Raw genomic sequence first — 14,286 nt, forward strand, 5'->3', positions numbered from 1 at the left:
CCCCGATACTGGGCGTATCGGGGCGAGCCCGACAACGCAGCGAGCGTGCGTGCCAGACGTCGCCAGGCAGGCGGGACTTTCGAAACACGCCCTAGCCGCCGAGAGGTCGAGCTCCGGCTGCCCAAGCGGGGCCGCGAGGCGTCGCGGGCGCGGAAGGAGCCGGTCGAAGGGGCGTGACGGCCTGCGACGCCGTCACGACGTCTGTGTCGGCGCGCCGGTCGATCACCGGGGGGCGGAGTCCGCAGAGGGTCCCGGTTTGCGGTCGAGGACGCAGTCCCCGCAGAGGCCCCCGCCCGGGCACCGGTAGTAGAGGCAGCAGCTGCGTCTGCGGAACGCTGGGGTGTGCGGGGAGCCGGTGGTGCGCAGATCCGGGTGGTCGAAGAGTTCGGCGACCAGGGCGCGGGCCCGTTGCGCGACGTCCGGGCGGTGGTGCGTCCGCGCCCAGGCGATCAGTTCGCGGAGCGCTCCGGCCAGGGCCGATCCCGCGTTGCCCCAGAGCAGCCGCGGAGCGAGGTGTCCGTCCTGGCGGATCGCCTCCGCCAGGGGTACGAGATGCCCGAACTGGACGACCTCGCGGATCCGGTCCGCGGTGCCGGGCAGCATGGCGACCGGCTCGTGCCACAGATCGTCGGGGGCGGGGCGCTGCGGGTCCCAGTGGAGCGCCCCGGGGGACAGATCGGGGAAGCGGCCCCTCATGGCTGCCGGCCCCAGGGCGGTGGACCAGAGACGGGCGGCCAGGCCCAGGTGAGCGACGGACGCGGCCACTCTGCGCTCCGGGGTACGGAGCGCGGTGGCGACGGCGTCGATACGGGCTGTGAGCGATGCCGTCTCTCCCGCGTACAGCCGGGCCAGCGGGCGGTGTGCGCCACCGGGTACCGGTGTGCCGCGCAGGGCGAAGAAGCCGCCCGGCGAGGCCGCGTCCGCCTGCTCCATGCGCTGTTCCTGCGCGGGTTCCATCGATCACTCCTGGTGACATCGCGGGCATCCCGGGTACCGCGGCTCGCCGTTCACCGTATCGCTGCGGGATGATCGTCCTGAGGGCCGACGGAAGGAGGACTACCGTCGGGAGGAGGACACGCGGACCACTGCCGTACTACCAAAGCAGTACGTCGGATCGCAGTCTCAAGGACGACGACTCGGCGGCTTTGAAGGGCCATCGTGGTGCACATGAGTTTCCTCGCACTGTCGGTGCTGCTGTCACTGGTCTCCGCGGTCGCGTACGCGGCCGGGGCAATCGTCCAGGAGCGCGTCGCCACGGCCGGAGACGGCCGCTCGCTCACCCCTCTGCGCAACCGCGTGTGGTGGGTGGCGGTGGCGTTGAACGGTGTGGGTGCGGTGCTGCACGTGCTGGCACTGGCGTACGGCCCGCTCAGCCTGGTGCAGCCGCTCGGTGCGCTGACGATCGTCTTCGCCCTGCCGATGGCTGCCCTCTTCGTACGCCGCCGGGCCGGGGCGACTGCCTGGCGCGGCGCGATCATGGCGACGGCCGGTCTGGCGGGTCTGCTCGCGCTCACCGGCAGCGGCGAGTCGCACACGCTGGACGGGTCGGAGCAGTTCATGCTCGCAACCGTGACGTTCGGTGCGGTGGCGCTGCTCCTCGTGGTCTCGAAGGGCGTGCAGAAGCCGGTGGTACGGAGCGTGGTGCTGGCCGGTGCGGCGGGTGTCGCGTTCGGTATCGCCTCCGTGTTCACGAAGACGGAGGCGATGGAGTGGACCTCGGGTGCCGTGGGCGCGGGGCTGCCCTCGCTCCTGGTGATCGCGGCGCTGGCAGGGGCCGGACTGCTGCTGGCCCAGGCCGCGTACCGGGGCGCCGGCCTCACCGCTCCGCTCGCGACGGTGACCGTCGTGAACCCGGTGATCGCGGCGGCGGTCGGCATCACGCTGTTCGGCGAGGAGTTCCGGCACGGCACGGCGGGCACGGTGCTGGCGCTCGCGTGCGGCGTGGTGGCCGCGGGCGGGCTGATCCTGCTGACCACGGAGCGGATGAGCGCGGAGCAGCGCGAGAATCAGCGGGTCATGGGGATCGGCGCGGATGTGCCGGAGATGGATGCCGGGGTTGCCGCGGAGGACATGGCAGGTGCCCCGGAGAGCGCGGAAAGGGCCGCCGAGTCCGCCAGTGCGGCGGAGTTCGCGGGGGCACCGGCCGGGCATCAGCCGCAGGCGGAGCCTCCCCGGGGCACGCCCGCCGTGTCCGGCTCGGCCGCTGCCGATTCGCTTCCCTCGCTGCTCCCGCCGCCGGTGACGGTGCCGGTGACCCTGAGGAGTCGTCGGGCGCGTCGGGTGTGGTTCGGCCCCGCGCCGCTGCCGCGCACCGGTTCGGGACGACGTGCCCTGTCGGCCGCCGAGCCCGATGACTCCACGCAACCGCTCGGCAGCGTTCAGACGCTGACGCCGCCCGCCCTGAGGTAGGTCACGGGGTCGATGTCGGAGCCATAGCCGGGGCCGGTACGCATCTCGAAGTGCAGATGGGGTCCGGTGACGTTGCCCGTGGAGCCCGAGCGGGCGATGCGCTGACCGCCGCTGATGTGCTGGCCCTCGCGCACATGGAGCGCGGACAGGTGCGCGTACTGGCTGTACTTGCCGTCGCTGTGCCGGATGACGATCTCGTAGCCGTACGCTCCCGCCCAGCCCGCCGACACGACCGTGCCGGAGGCCACCGCCTTGACCGAAGTGCCGGTGGGGACGGGGAAGTCGATGCCCGTGTGATAGCCACTCGCCCAGGAACCGGCCTGGTGGTAGGAGGTGCCGATGCGGGTCGCCGCCACCGGGGCGGTGAGCCCGGAGTGCTTCTCGGCCCGCCCGGCCTTCCTGGGGTGAGTCTTTGCCGCCTGGTGCGGCCTCGCCTCAGTCGTGTGGTGCGGTTTCGCCGCCTGGTGCTGTGGTTCCGCCTGTTCGTGCTTCGGTTCCGCCGGTCGACGCGGCTTCGTCTTCTGCTGCGGTCCGGTGGACGCGCCCGGCTTGAGGCCGGTCTTCGAAGCGGGCTTCGGGGTCCGGGCCGCGTCCAGGGTGAGCCGCTGGCCGGGGAGGATCAGGTCCGGGTCGTCGCCGACCACCTTGCGGTTGGCCGCGTAGAGATGCTGCCAGCCGCCCCTCACGCGCTCGGTCGACGCGATCGCGGAGAGCGAGTCGCCGCGCCCAACGGTGTACGACTCGCGCTTGCCGGGCACCGTGGTCGGCGTGACGGGTGCGGGTGCCTTATCGGCCTTCGGTTTCGCCTTCTTCGGGGTGGGAGTCCCCTTCGAGGAGGTGTCGACGGGACCGCCGGTCCGCTCCGCCTGCGGCTTGACGTCGGGGGCGCCGCCCCGTGTCAGGCCCGCCCGGGTGGAGCAGGTCGGCCAGGCACCGGGGCCCTGCGCCTCCAGTACCTTCTCCGCAATGGCTATCTGCTGTGCCTTGGTGGCCAGATCGGCGCGCGGCGCGTAGGCGGTGCCGCCGTAAGCCGCCCAGGTCGACCGGGTGAACTGCAGCCCGCCGAAGTGTCCGTTGCCCGAGTTGATGTGCCAGTTGTTGGTGGACTCGCAGGCGGCGACCTTCTCCCAGACATCCGTCGACGCGGCGCCCGCCGAAGCTGCGCTGATGAGCGGGAGCGCGATGCCCGCACCGCCTGCCGTGACCGTCAGCGAGGCACGGTTGATGCGGCTGGGCCGGTATTTGCGGTGCCGTCCGTTCGCGGCCATGACTTGGCTCCCCCACTGGCTGTAGGACACGTCCAAAGCGGCCAACTTATGTGCAGGCAAAGGGTGATGACAAGGGCTCAGCCGAGAACCCGCCTGTCACGCACGAAACGGGCGTACCTCGGACCGCAGTTCATCAACGGGGGTGACGCCTGCGGAAGACGCTCGATCCCAGGAAGCGGGAGAGCGCTCTCTGGCTGGGGTGCCGGCAGAGCGGTGGCACTGCCCTGGCACATGCGGGCGCCCGCACGAACCGCTGGGGAGCGAGGAGGCCGACGCGTCCGCCGCCGGGCGGCTGCCGCCCCGATGAGCGCGGTCGCGGCGGCCTCCGCACCGCGGCCCCGGACCACATCTCGGCCCGGCCCTTGGCGCCGTTATCGATGAACAGACGCACTTCCGGGGGCATGTCGACGGCGGCGCGCACCGGCCGCTCGAACGGTACGTCCCATCGACCGCTGGTCCGGCCGTGGACGACGGCACCGGCATCGCCCGGGGCGCGGGTGCCGTCCGCGATGCGCGTCCGTGTGCCTCACCCGACCGCGCCCGGGTGCCGCCGCGACAGAGCCGGAGCGGTGCCGGGCCACCGCGTCCAGCGGCGGGGGACGGGCGAGGCCTGTCCCCCGCGGAAAAGCCCTGTTCCACCGGCCCGGCTCGGCCGACTCCTCACCCGACCGTACGGGCGTTCTGCTGCGGCGTGGACGGAGCGCGGCGGGGTGAACAGGCCGTGCCCGCTTCTCGTATCCATACTGGTCGTCCCGGCATCCTCGACAGATTGCAGGAGCACACAGATGAGCGGCACTGCGCAGATCGGCGTCACTGGGCTCGCGGTGATGGGCCGCAATCTCGCCCGGAACTTCGCCCGTAACGGCTTTACGGTCGCGGTGCACAACCGTACGACCGCGAAGACCGATGACCTGGTCAAGGAGTTCGGCGACGAGGGCACCTTCGTCGCCGCACGCACACCCGAGGAGTTCGTGGCAGCGCTGGAGCGGCCGCGTCGGCTGGTCATCATGGTGAAGGCGGGCGATCCGACCGACGCCGTGATCCAGGAGTTCGCCCCGCTGCTCGAGGAGGGCGACGTCATCATCGACGGCGGCAATGCCCACTTCGAGGACACCCGCCGCCGCGAGAAGGAGCTGCGGGAGCGCGGGATCCACTTCGTCGGTGTCGGTATCTCCGGCGGCGAGGAGGGGGCGCTGAACGGGCCGAGCATCATGCCGGGTGGCTCCACCCAGTCGTACGAATCCCTGGGGCCGCTGCTGGAGAGGATCGCCGCACAGGCGAAGGACGGCACCCCGTGCACCACACACATCGGCCCCGACGGCGCCGGGCATTTCGTGAAGATGGTCCACAACGGCATCGAGTACGCGGACATGCAGCTGATCGCGGAGGCGTACGACCTGCTGCGCCGGGTGGCCGGCTACTCCCCCGCGCAGATCGCCGAGACATTCCGCAGCTGGAACACCGGCCGCCTCGACTCGTATCTGATCGAGATCACCGCCGAGGTCCTCGCCCATACGGACGAGGCGACGGGCAAGCCCTTCGTCGACATCGTGCAGGACCGCGCGGAGCAGAAGGGGACGGGCCGCTGGACAGTGCAGATCGCGCTGGATCTGGGGGTGCCGGTCTCCGGTATCGCCGAGGCGGTGTTCGCCCGTTCCCTGTCGGGCCACGCGGATCTCCGTGAGGCCGCACGGGAGTTGCCGGGGCCGTCGCCCGTCCCCCTCACCGGGGCAGGGGCGGCAGCCTTCGCCGACCAGGTCGAACAGGCACTGTACGCCTCCAAGATCGTCTCCTACACGCAGGGCTTCCACCAGATCCGGGCGGGCAGCGAGGCGTACGACTGGAACATCGATCTCGGTGGGGTGGCGGCGATCTGGCGGGCCGGATGCATCATCCGGGCCGCATTCCTGGACCGGATCCGCGCGGCGTACGACGCGCGTCCCGGGCTGGTGAGTCTCCTCTCCGACCAGCAGTTCGCTGCCGAGATCGGTGCGGCGCAGGACGACTGGCGGACCGTGGTCGCCGAGGCGGTGCGCCAGGGGGTGCCGACCCCCGGGTTCGCCGCCGCGCTCTCGTACTACGACGGGGTGCGCGCCGACCGGCTGCCCGCGGCGCTCACACAGGGGCAGCGGGACTTCTTCGGAGCGCACACCTATCGGCGTACCGACCGTGACGGCTCGTTCCACACGCTCTGGGGCGGCGACCGGTCGGAGGTCTCCACCGGCTGACGGGGGCGGCCGGTCGCCCGGTCGGATCGCCGCGGGATGCGGCGGGGCCGCACGTATGCGTAAGTAGCAGCGAGTACCGTCGGCGTCCCGCACCACCGGGATGCCCCGGCCGAGCTGTCGCCACCACCCACTCGGAGCCGCCGCATGCCCGACGCCGTCCCGGACCCGGCCGCCGCCCAACCCGTCGTCGCGCCGCTGACCACCGCCGCCCTGATCCTGGTCGTCACGATCGAACCCGGTGGTGAGAGCGCCGTACGCGAGGTGCTGCCGGACCTTGCGGCGTTCGCCCGTTCCCTCGACTTCCGGGCGCCGAACGCCGGACTGGCCTGTGTGACCGGGTTCGGCTCGGACGCCTGGGACCGGCTGTTCGCGGGGCCCCGGCCGGCCTCGCTCCATCCGTTCCAGGAGCTGCACGGCGCGCGCCACCACGCCCCCGCCACCCCGGGCGATCTGCTGTTCCACATCCGGGGCGAGCAGATGGACGTGTGTTACGAGTGGGCCGCCCGACTGCTCGACCGGCTCGGCGGGGCGGTGACGGTCATCGACGAGACGCAGGGGTTCCGGTACTTCGACCACCGGGACCTGCTCGGATTCGTCGACGGGACGGAGAACCCGATCGGCGCCGATGCGCGGACGGCGGCGCTCGTGGGCTCCGCAGCCGACCCCGCCTTCGCGGGCGGCAGCTATGTCATCGTGCAGAAGTATCTCCACGACCTGGCGTCCTGGAACACGCTGAGCACGCAGGAGCAGGAGCGTGTCATCGGCCGCACCAAGCTGGAAGACGTCGAGCTGCCCGACGCCGTCAAACCCCATGACTCCCACGTCGCATTGAACACCCTCACCGCGCCGGACGGCACCGCGCGCGAGATCCTGCGCGCCAACATGCCGTTCGGCAGTTTCGAACAGGGCGAGTTCGGCACGTACTTCATCGGTTATGCCGCCGATCCGGACGTGACCGAACAGATGCTCCGCAATATGTTTCTCGGAAACCCGCCGGGCACGTACGACCGCATTCTCGACTTCTCGACCGCCGTCACCGGCACCCTCTTCTACGCCCCCAGCGCCGACTTCTTCGACGCCCCGCCGCCGGCCCCCGTCCTGTCCGGGACCGAATCCCTGTCGCAGCCGGCGTCCGCGCCGGTCGCTCGGATCGCGGTTCCGGCGGATGCGCGGGACGGTTCGCTGCATATCGGCAGCCTGCAAGAAAGCGCCCAGTGATGAACAACCTCCACCGCGAACTCGCCCCCGTCACGGAAGCCGCCTGGGACCAGATCGAGGAGGAGGCCCGGCGCACCTTCAGCCGCCATCTGGCGGGCCGTCGCGTCGTCGATGTGACGGATCCCGAGGGACCGTCGTTCTCGGCGGTCGGTGACGGGCATCTGCGGGAGATCGACCCGCCGACGCCGGATGTCATCGCCCGGGCCCGTACCTCCGTGCCGGTGATCGAGTGGCGGGTACCGTTCACGGTGACGCGGGCGGCCGTGGACGATGTCGAGCGCGGCTCCGAGGACAGTGACTGGCAGCCCGTCAAGGACGCCGCCCGGACCTGTGCGTTCGCCGAGGACATGACCATCATCGACGGGTACGCGGCGGCCGGGATCACGGGCCTGCGCGACGGTTCCTCGCACACTCCGCTGCCGCTGCCCGCCGATGCGCGCGACTATCCGGCCACGGTGAGCCAGGCGCTGACCCAGCTGCGGCTGGCCGGTGTGGACGGGCCGTACCGGCTGCTGCTCGGCGCCGACGCGTTCACTGAGGCGACCGAGACGTCCGACCACGGCTATCCGGTGGCCACGCATCTCGCCCGGCTGCTGGACGACCAGATCCTCTGGGCGCCCGCCGTCGCGGGCGGTGTGCTGCTGTCCACCCGCGGCGGCGACTTCGAACTGCGCCTGGGCCAGGATCTGTCCATCGGCTATCGGGACCACGACGCGACGCACATCCGGCTCTACTTCCACCAGTCGTTCACGTTCCGGATGCTGACGCCGGAAGCCGTGGTCCCGATCATCGCCTGACGGCCGGGGCCGGGCCCCCGGCTGCTGCCTACGGGCGCCCGGCCGCCTTGACGGTCCAGGTGAGCGTGTCGGTGGCCAGGGCGTGGACCGCGGGGTCGCGGATGGCGTCCGTGCGGTCCACGGCCTCGGCGGTCACCCGGTGGCTGCGGCCGTCCGCGCGCACGCCGAGCGAGGCCGGGGTGACGGCGGTGCGGCCGTGCGCGGAGACCTTCTCGACACCGTCGACGTACCAGCGCAGATCTGTCCGCGCGAGACCGGCCGCCGGGCCGGACCCGCGTCCTTCGCCATCGGTGCTTCCCAGGCCGGCGAGGGTGACCCGGATCCGCTGGCCGTGCGTGATCGCGGCGCCCGTGTCGAGGGTGCTGCTCAGTGCGTTGCCCGCGCGGTAGAACCCGGCGATCATCGCCTCGCGTCCCGGCAGGTTGAACTCGGTGCTGGACAGCTCACGCATGAGCGAGGTCGAGGTCGGCCGGTAGATGCCGAGCGGATAGTAGGCGCTGCCTTCGTACGTGCCGACCGTCGAGCCCGTCGGGTCGCTCTCGCCCAGCCAGCGATACCACTTGGCGCGCTTCTCGGCGAGCTGCGCGGGGGTGTACGTGGTGGAGTTGGGTCCGTCGGTCTCACCGCCGGTCCAGGTGCCGTACGAGGGGTACGTGTACTCGTCGTCCAGGAGGCCCACCGAGTGGCCTATCTCATGAACGGCGATCATGCTCGACTTGGAGTTGTCGGAGGAGAGCGTGGACACGCCGCCGAAGGGGTAGCCCTCGGCCTGCAGACCGGAGTAGCCGGCGCCGCCGTACTTGGTGGAGTTGGCGATGACAACGACGAGGTCGGCGGCGGGAGCCTCGGCCGCGTACGAGGCCACCTTGTCGATGTCGGCACAGACGAGGCGCTCGATGTCCCCGCACCAGAAGTAGCTGGAGAGCGCGGTGTCCTTGACGATGCCGGCGCCGGGGTCGCCGCTGATGCCGGACTCGTTGGAGACGGCGTCGACGGTCCAGACGTTGAACAGGTTCCGGTAGCTCCGGTACGGCTCGATGGCGGTGATGTCGGCCCACTTGGCGGTGGCATCCGCGTGGAAATCGGCCTGCTGGTCGGCCGTGTAGCCGTCACCGATGATCACGACGTCGAGCCGGTCGTCGGTCGAGCCGGTCACCTGCTGCCTGCCGACCGCACCGTCCAGGGCGGCCTCGGCGGCGCTCAGGGACGCGCTCGCGCTGCGGCCGCTCTTCCTTGGCGCGGTGGCCGGGACCTCGACGGTCTTCCCGGCGCCTCCCGGTTCCGCGAAGTACTCGACGCGGTGGTTGCCCTTGCCGTCGCCCCCGGTCGGGGCGGCCGCCGCGGGGGCGGCAGCGGCGGCGGTCGCTGCCAGCAGGCCGGCGACGGCAAGGGCCGCCACCGATCCGGTGGTTCGGCGCGTGGCCGGGCGTATGCGCATGTACAACTCCTTGAGGGGCTCCGACTTCGAGCGGACGCGCAACGACGCGACCAGCTGCTTATCGGAAAATTAAATCGACTTATCTCGACGCTTAACCTAGGGGTGGGGGAAGCGCGGAACAAGACCCGGAAGTCGAGTGACCGGTGATCGAATCCGGGTGACCGCCCCTCAGGGAGCCCGGATCGGGCGCCCCTGGGTCCTGTCCTGCCGACCGGACACCGGGCGTACTCCTGCCATCGGCCGGTCGCTCGTATGCTCGGTTCCCATGACGAGGCGCGACGTGCCCGAGCCGGAGCGGGAGCCGCAGTCCGGGGTCACGCTCCGCGAGATCCTGGCGTTCGACGATGGCGGCACACTCCGTCTGTTGCTCGCGCCCGCCGACCACGTCGTCGGCGTAAGCGGTGTGGCCGTCGGTGACGAAGGGCAGGCGCAGCCACTCGACCAGCGCATCGTGCTGGCCGTCGGCCCGCCGGCCTCCTCCGCCGATGCGGCGGGCCCGGTCCGTGAGGCCGCCCGGCGCGGCGCCTGCGCCGTAGTGCTCCGCGATACGGAGGGGGTGCCCGCGGCGCCCGAAGTACTCGCCGCCGCCGAGGAGTCAGGCATCGCCCTGCTCACCCGTGCGGCCTGGGCCGACTGGACCGACACCGCGACTCTGCTGCGTTCCGCGCTCTCCTACGCCGCGACGGGCCGTGCCGGGGACACGGCCATCACGGCGGACACCTCAGCCGGCGGGCTGGCAGCCCTCGCCTCGGCCATCGCCGAGAACACCGGGGGCTCCATCACCATCGAGGACACCCGCTTCCGGGTGCTGGCCCACTCCGCCACCCGCCCCGAGGCCGACGGGGTCCGCCGGTCCACGATTCTCGGCGGCAGGGTTCCCGAGTGGCGCGTCGCCGAGCTCCGGCGCAGCGGAATCCTCCGTGCCCTGTGGACCTCCCGGGACGTCATTCACCGGGCCGCCGAAGGCGACAGCCCCGAGCGGCTGATCATCGCGGTCCGCAGCGGCTCCGAAGTTCTCGGCTCCATCTGGGCGGCCACGGACGGGCGCGCGCTCTCCGCGCAGGCAGCGGATGCGCTGCGGCGCGGAGCGGAGCTCGCCGCCCCCCACCTGGTGCAGCACCGGCTGCACGCGAGCGGGGCCGTGCGCCGGAGGAACCATGCGCTGCGCGGTCTGCTGTACGGGTGTGGAGACCGGCGCACCCACGCCTGGTCGCTGGGGCTGCCACCGGACGCGCCGTGCGCGGTCCTGGTGGTCGAACGCGATGGCGCGGCAGGGCCGTCGGCCGACCGCGTCCTCGATGTACTCGCCCTGCACGCATCCTCGTACCGCCCCTCGGCACGCGTGCTGCGCGACGGGGACCGGCTGCTGGTGCTGCTGCCCGTCGAGCGCGGCCTGGACAGGGAAGTGCTCGGTCTTGCAAGCGAGTTGGACGCACTCGCCGTGTCCATGCACGGCTCCGCGCCGGTCCGGGTCGGTGCGGGTCCCGTCGTGCCCACCGCCCTGCGGGCCGCCGCCTCCTGCGAGGACGCGACGCTGGTCGTACGAGTGCTGCGCAACCGCGCCGCGCGCGGCGGGGAGCCTGAGCCGCTGCGGTACGCCGGAGCGGCCGAGGTCGGTCCGTCCCTGGACGTCCTGCGGGTCCTGGACGCCGTACGGCCGGTCTGGGAAGCGGGCCGCGGGCCGGTGCACGACCTCGTACGGTCCGACCTGGCGACCGGGGGCGAGCTGGTCCGCTCACTCGCCGCCTACTTCGACGCGTCGGGCGACATCGGCCGGGCCGCCCGGCAGCTCGTCCTGCACCCGAACACGCTGCGGTACCGGCTGCGCCGCGCCCGGGAGCGGTACGGCGTCGATCTCGACGACCCCGACACCCGGCTGCTCATCACCCTCGCCGTCCGGCTGAACGGCTAGATTTGTCCCTGATTCGTACGGTCGTTGGCCCTGCGGCCAAGGTCCGGCGCCAATCCTGTTCTGCTCGCCAGAGACCTTCGGGGCTCCCATCACCGACTCTCGCCGTATGCCTCTCACTACACCCTCTCCGGGCCCTTCGTCCTCCGCGCGCGTCGCCGCCGCGGTCCGCCACGCCGTCGGCACCGGGCTGCTCGGCGAGGGCCGGCCCGTCGCCGGGTTCATCGACACCGACGGGGTGCGCAACTCCGTCGCCGCCCTCCATGGCGCGTTCGCCGACACGCCCGCCACCGTGCTCCACACCTTCGCCGCCAAGGCCGCGGCCCTCGTCCCCGTGCTGAGGCTGCTCGCCGACTGCGGCATGGGATGCGAGGTCGCCAGCCCCGGTGAGCTGAGGCTCGCCCTCGACGCCGGATTCGCACCCGCGGCGATCGTCCTCGACTCCCCCGCCAAGACGCGCGATGAGATCCGTCAGGCGCTCGCGCTCGGTGTGGCACTCAATGCCGACAGCCTCGAGGAGGTGCGGCGCATCGCCTCGCTGCGCCCCCGGAGCTCGGTCTCCGTCATCGGACTGCGCATCAACCCGCAGGTGGGCGGGGGCTCCATCAGTGCGATGAGCACCGCGACGCCGACCTCCAAGTTCGGCGTGGCGCTGCACGACCCCGGCGCGCGCGAGAGTGTCGTCCGAGCGTTCGCCGAACACTCCTGGCTGACCCGGCTGCATGCCCATGTCGGCTCCCAGGGCTGTTCGTTGGAGCTGATCGCGACCGGGGTCGCGGAGACGTACCAGCTCGCCGAGGAGATCAACGAAACCCTCGGTGCCCGGCAGATCACCAGCATCGACCTCGGCGGCGGACTGCCCGTCAACTTCGAGGACGACTCCGTACGGCCCACCTTTTCCGCCTATGTGGCGGCGCTGCGCGAAGCGGCGCCGGGGCTCTTCGACGGCCGGTACAGGCTGGTCACGGAGTTCGGCCGGTCACTGCTCGCGAAGAACGGCTTCATCGGGGCGCTGGTGGAGTACACGAAGGACGCGGGCTCCCGCCGTATCGCGCTCACCCACGCGGGCGCCCAGATCGCCACCCGTACCGTCTTCATGCCCGAGTCCTGGCCGCTGCGGGTCGGGGCGTTCGACGCCGAGGGGCGCCCCAAGGACGGTCCGCCGCTGGTCCAGGACATCGCGGGACCGTGCTGTTTCGCCGGGGACGTCGTGGCACACGCCCGGGAACTGCCGGAGCTGCGGGAGGGCGACTTCGTGGTGCTGTACGACACCGGCGCGTACTACTTCTCGACCCCCTGGTCGTACAACAGTCTGCCGAGGCCCGCCGTATACGGGTTCAGCACGGTCGGCGCCGGGAGCGACAGCTCGGGTGAGGAGGCCATTCGATTCGCGCCGGTGCGTGACGCCCAGTCGCTGGAGTCGATCGCCGAGGAGAGCGGGGCGGGACACGCCGACTCCCTCCTCGGAATCGGCCCCCAGCACACGGAGTAGCCGTCCGGCCCTGACTCGTCATCCGGCGGGGCGGGGTGTGGGCTCCGGCTCCGGCACCGGTTCGGGGTTGGGCGACGGCGGCTGGGGAATCGGGTCCGGCGAAGGACCGGGCGGCACCGGACCGGGTACGGGCGGGGCAGGTGTCGGCTCCGGCAGCGGCGAGGGCGGTCCGGGCATAGGTCCGGGCGTCGGCGCGGGCGGCACGGGGTCGGGAGGCGGCACAGGGTCGGGATACGGGTTGGTCATCTCGGGCTCCAGAAATGCGGGCGGATCTCGTGTCCACCGTCTCCCGGAGCAGCTGCCCGCGCCTGCCGAGAGCATACGTACGGGTTCCGTGCCACCGGACGAGAACCCGCACGGCGGCTCGGTGCGCTGCCGCGGCCGCGGCAGCACGCCCGGGCCGGGGACTGGAGAGGACCGGAATCCGCGTGACCGTCCGGGTGACGGCATCGGCCATGGACGCCTGGGCCGGCACGATCACATCGGCGTCGGTCACCCGGTCGGCGACAGCGGCCACCAGCTCCAGACAGCCGTCGTGGTCGCCGGCTTCGAACCGCGCCCATGCCCCCTCGACCAGGACCGTACGGATGTCCGCGGCCCGATCGCCCGCCTCCTCGGCCAGCAGGGCCAGGGTCGGTACCAGGGTGTCCGCAAGCGCGGCACGTACGACGACGCGGTCGCGGCCGACGGCTGCCGCCATCGGCCGGTCGACCCGCAGTACAGGGACGCCGAGCGCCGCCGTGGCGGCCTCGGCAGCCCCGCCGATCGCCGAACAGGTGCAGAGTCAGTCGGTGGCGGGCACGGCGTACGGGCTCCGCTCGGTGGCGGTGCCCGGCACGGGCGCGGAGGCGTCGGCGCCGAGCGCGACGATCCGGTTGTCCGCGTCGACGTGGACGATGTTCGGGGTCAGCGTGCGGGCCTCGGCGTCGTCGACCTGCGCGTAGCTGATCAGGATCACGAGGTCGCCGGGGTGGACGAGGTGGGCGGCGGCGCCATTGATACCGATGACGCCGGAGCCGCGTTCGCCCTCGATGACGTACGTCTCCAGTCGGGCACCGTTGTCGATGTCGACGATGTGCACGAGCTCGCCGGGCAGAAGATCCGCGGCTTCCATGAGCGCGGCATCCACGGTGACGGAACCGACGTAGTGCAGGTCGGCCTGGGTCACGGTGGCACGGTGGATCTTGGACTTGAACATTGTACGAAACACGGAGAAACTCCCGATTTATCTGCTCCCTGCCCACTTTTCGCAGGTCAAGGGCCGTCTCTGGAGCCTATAACGATTCGCATGTTAGGTCAGATTTTCGCATGTCTTTCAGGACTCACGCTGACCCATTGCTGACTTTTCTGGCGCATCATCAGGCCGCGCGGGGGCCGCCCGAGACTGCGATGGTCGCGACGGGCCAATGGCCAACCGGCGCCAAGGACGAGCAGCCCGCACTGCCCGTCCTCGGCACGTAGCGACAGGGCGCCCAGCGGTTAGGGACTTGTTCGACTGGTGCGAGAACCCGGCATTGCGGCCAAACC

At 71.6% G+C, this 14,286-nt stretch carries 10 protein-coding genes and 2 pseudogenes; 6 read left to right on the top strand and 6 right to left on the bottom strand.

The features are described from left to right. Window positions 1–222: 222 nt before the first annotated feature. Window positions 223–933 carry a (2Fe-2S)-binding protein gene (locus tag AB0915_RS27155; protein ID WP_366693583.1) on the bottom strand — a complete coding sequence of 237 codons (711 nt, stop codon included), beginning with the start codon at window positions 931–933 and terminating at the stop codon, window positions 223–225. 234 nt (window positions 934–1,167) lie between these two features. Between AB0915_RS27155 and AB0915_RS27160 the strand changes: the two genes are divergently transcribed. Beyond that, complete coding sequence (locus AB0915_RS27160) at window positions 1,168–2,409, top strand: DMT family transporter (RefSeq protein ID WP_366693564.1); 1,242 nt, start codon at window positions 1,168–1,170, stop codon at window positions 2,407–2,409. Here AB0915_RS27160 and AB0915_RS27165 read toward each other — a convergent pair. After that, window positions 2,379–3,677, bottom strand: coding sequence for a transglycosylase family protein (locus tag AB0915_RS27165; RefSeq protein ID WP_366693565.1), 1,299 nt, complete (start codon window positions 3,675–3,677; stop codon window positions 2,379–2,381). The genes AB0915_RS27160 and AB0915_RS27165 overlap by 31 nt on opposite strands. Before the next feature lie 296 nt (window positions 3,678–3,973). After that, window positions 3,974–4,155 (bottom strand): annotated as a pseudogene (locus AB0915_RS27170) (sugar kinase); the annotation flags it as partial. Window positions 4,156–4,462: 307 nt separating this feature from the next. Here AB0915_RS27170 and gndA point away from each other — a divergent pair. The 3 genes from gndA to AB0915_RS27185 all read left to right on the top strand — a co-directional run bounded on the left by gndA (window position 4,463) and on the right by AB0915_RS27185 (window position 7,920). Beyond that, window positions 4,463–5,905: an NADP-dependent phosphogluconate dehydrogenase gene (gndA, locus tag AB0915_RS27175; RefSeq protein WP_366693566.1), complete on the top strand. Its 1,443-nt coding sequence runs from the start codon at window positions 4,463–4,465 to the stop codon at window positions 5,903–5,905. Window positions 5,906–6,049: 144 nt separating this feature from the next. Further along, window positions 6,050–7,123, top strand: coding sequence for a Dyp-type peroxidase (locus AB0915_RS27180; protein ID WP_366693567.1), 1,074 nt, complete (start codon window positions 6,050–6,052; stop codon window positions 7,121–7,123). Next, window positions 7,123–7,920: a family 1 encapsulin nanocompartment shell protein gene (locus AB0915_RS27185; RefSeq protein WP_366693568.1), complete on the top strand. Its 798-nt coding sequence runs from the start codon at window positions 7,123–7,125 to the stop codon at window positions 7,918–7,920. The genes AB0915_RS27180 and AB0915_RS27185 overlap by 1 nt, the downstream gene beginning before the upstream one ends. Before the next feature lie 28 nt (window positions 7,921–7,948). On the opposite strand, the gene AB0915_RS27190 is transcribed toward AB0915_RS27185, so the two are convergent. Then, window positions 7,949–9,358: a M64 family metallopeptidase gene (locus AB0915_RS27190; RefSeq protein ID WP_366693569.1), complete on the bottom strand. Its 1,410-nt coding sequence runs from the start codon at window positions 9,356–9,358 to the stop codon at window positions 7,949–7,951. 265 nt (window positions 9,359–9,623) lie between these two features. On the opposite strand from AB0915_RS27190, the gene AB0915_RS27195 reads away from it, so the two are divergent. Then, entirely contained in the window at window positions 9,624–11,270 is a 1,647-nt protein-coding gene (locus tag AB0915_RS27195; RefSeq protein ID WP_366693570.1) for a helix-turn-helix domain-containing protein, read from the top strand. 106 nt (window positions 11,271–11,376) lie between these two features. Further along, window positions 11,377–12,759, top strand: a complete 1,383-nt coding sequence (locus tag AB0915_RS27200) for a diaminopimelate decarboxylase (protein ID WP_366693571.1) — start codon at window positions 11,377–11,379, stop codon at window positions 12,757–12,759. Window positions 12,760–13,129: 370 nt separating this feature from the next. Here AB0915_RS27200 and AB0915_RS27205 read toward each other — a convergent pair. Next, window positions 13,130–13,543 (bottom strand): annotated as a pseudogene (locus AB0915_RS27205) (arylsulfatase); the annotation flags it as partial. Continuing rightward, entirely contained in the window at window positions 13,544–13,969 is a 426-nt protein-coding gene (gene panD, locus AB0915_RS27210; protein WP_366693572.1) for an aspartate 1-decarboxylase, read from the bottom strand. Window positions 13,970–14,286 lie beyond the last annotated feature (317 nt).

The organism is Streptomyces sp. NPDC048411, assembly GCF_040704695.1.
Classification (GTDB): Bacteria; Actinomycetota; Actinomycetes; order Streptomycetales; family Streptomycetaceae; genus Streptomyces.

Coding starts and splice junctions, on each gene's coding strand:
- AB0915_RS27200 (WP_366693571.1), top strand. CDS start 11,377: ATGCCTCTCACTACACCCTCTCCGGGCCCTTCGTCCTCCGCGCGCGTC.
- AB0915_RS27165 (WP_366693565.1), bottom strand. CDS start 3,677: ATGGCCGCGAACGGACGGCACCGCAAATACCGGCCCAGCCGCATCAAC.
- gndA (WP_366693566.1), top strand. CDS start 4,463: ATGAGCGGCACTGCGCAGATCGGCGTCACTGGGCTCGCGGTGATGGGC.
- AB0915_RS27195 (WP_366693570.1), top strand. CDS start 9,624: ATGACGAGGCGCGACGTGCCCGAGCCGGAGCGGGAGCCGCAGTCCGGG.
- AB0915_RS27180 (WP_366693567.1), top strand. CDS start 6,050: ATGCCCGACGCCGTCCCGGACCCGGCCGCCGCCCAACCCGTCGTCGCG.
- AB0915_RS27155 (WP_366693583.1), bottom strand. CDS start 933: ATGGAGCAGGCGGACGCGGCCTCGCCGGGCGGCTTCTTCGCCCTGCGC.
- AB0915_RS27190 (WP_366693569.1), bottom strand. CDS start 9,358: ATGCGCATACGCCCGGCCACGCGCCGAACCACCGGATCGGTGGCGGCC.
- AB0915_RS27160 (WP_366693564.1), top strand. CDS start 1,168: ATGAGTTTCCTCGCACTGTCGGTGCTGCTGTCACTGGTCTCCGCGGTC.
- AB0915_RS27185 (WP_366693568.1), top strand. CDS start 7,123: ATGAACAACCTCCACCGCGAACTCGCCCCCGTCACGGAAGCCGCCTGG.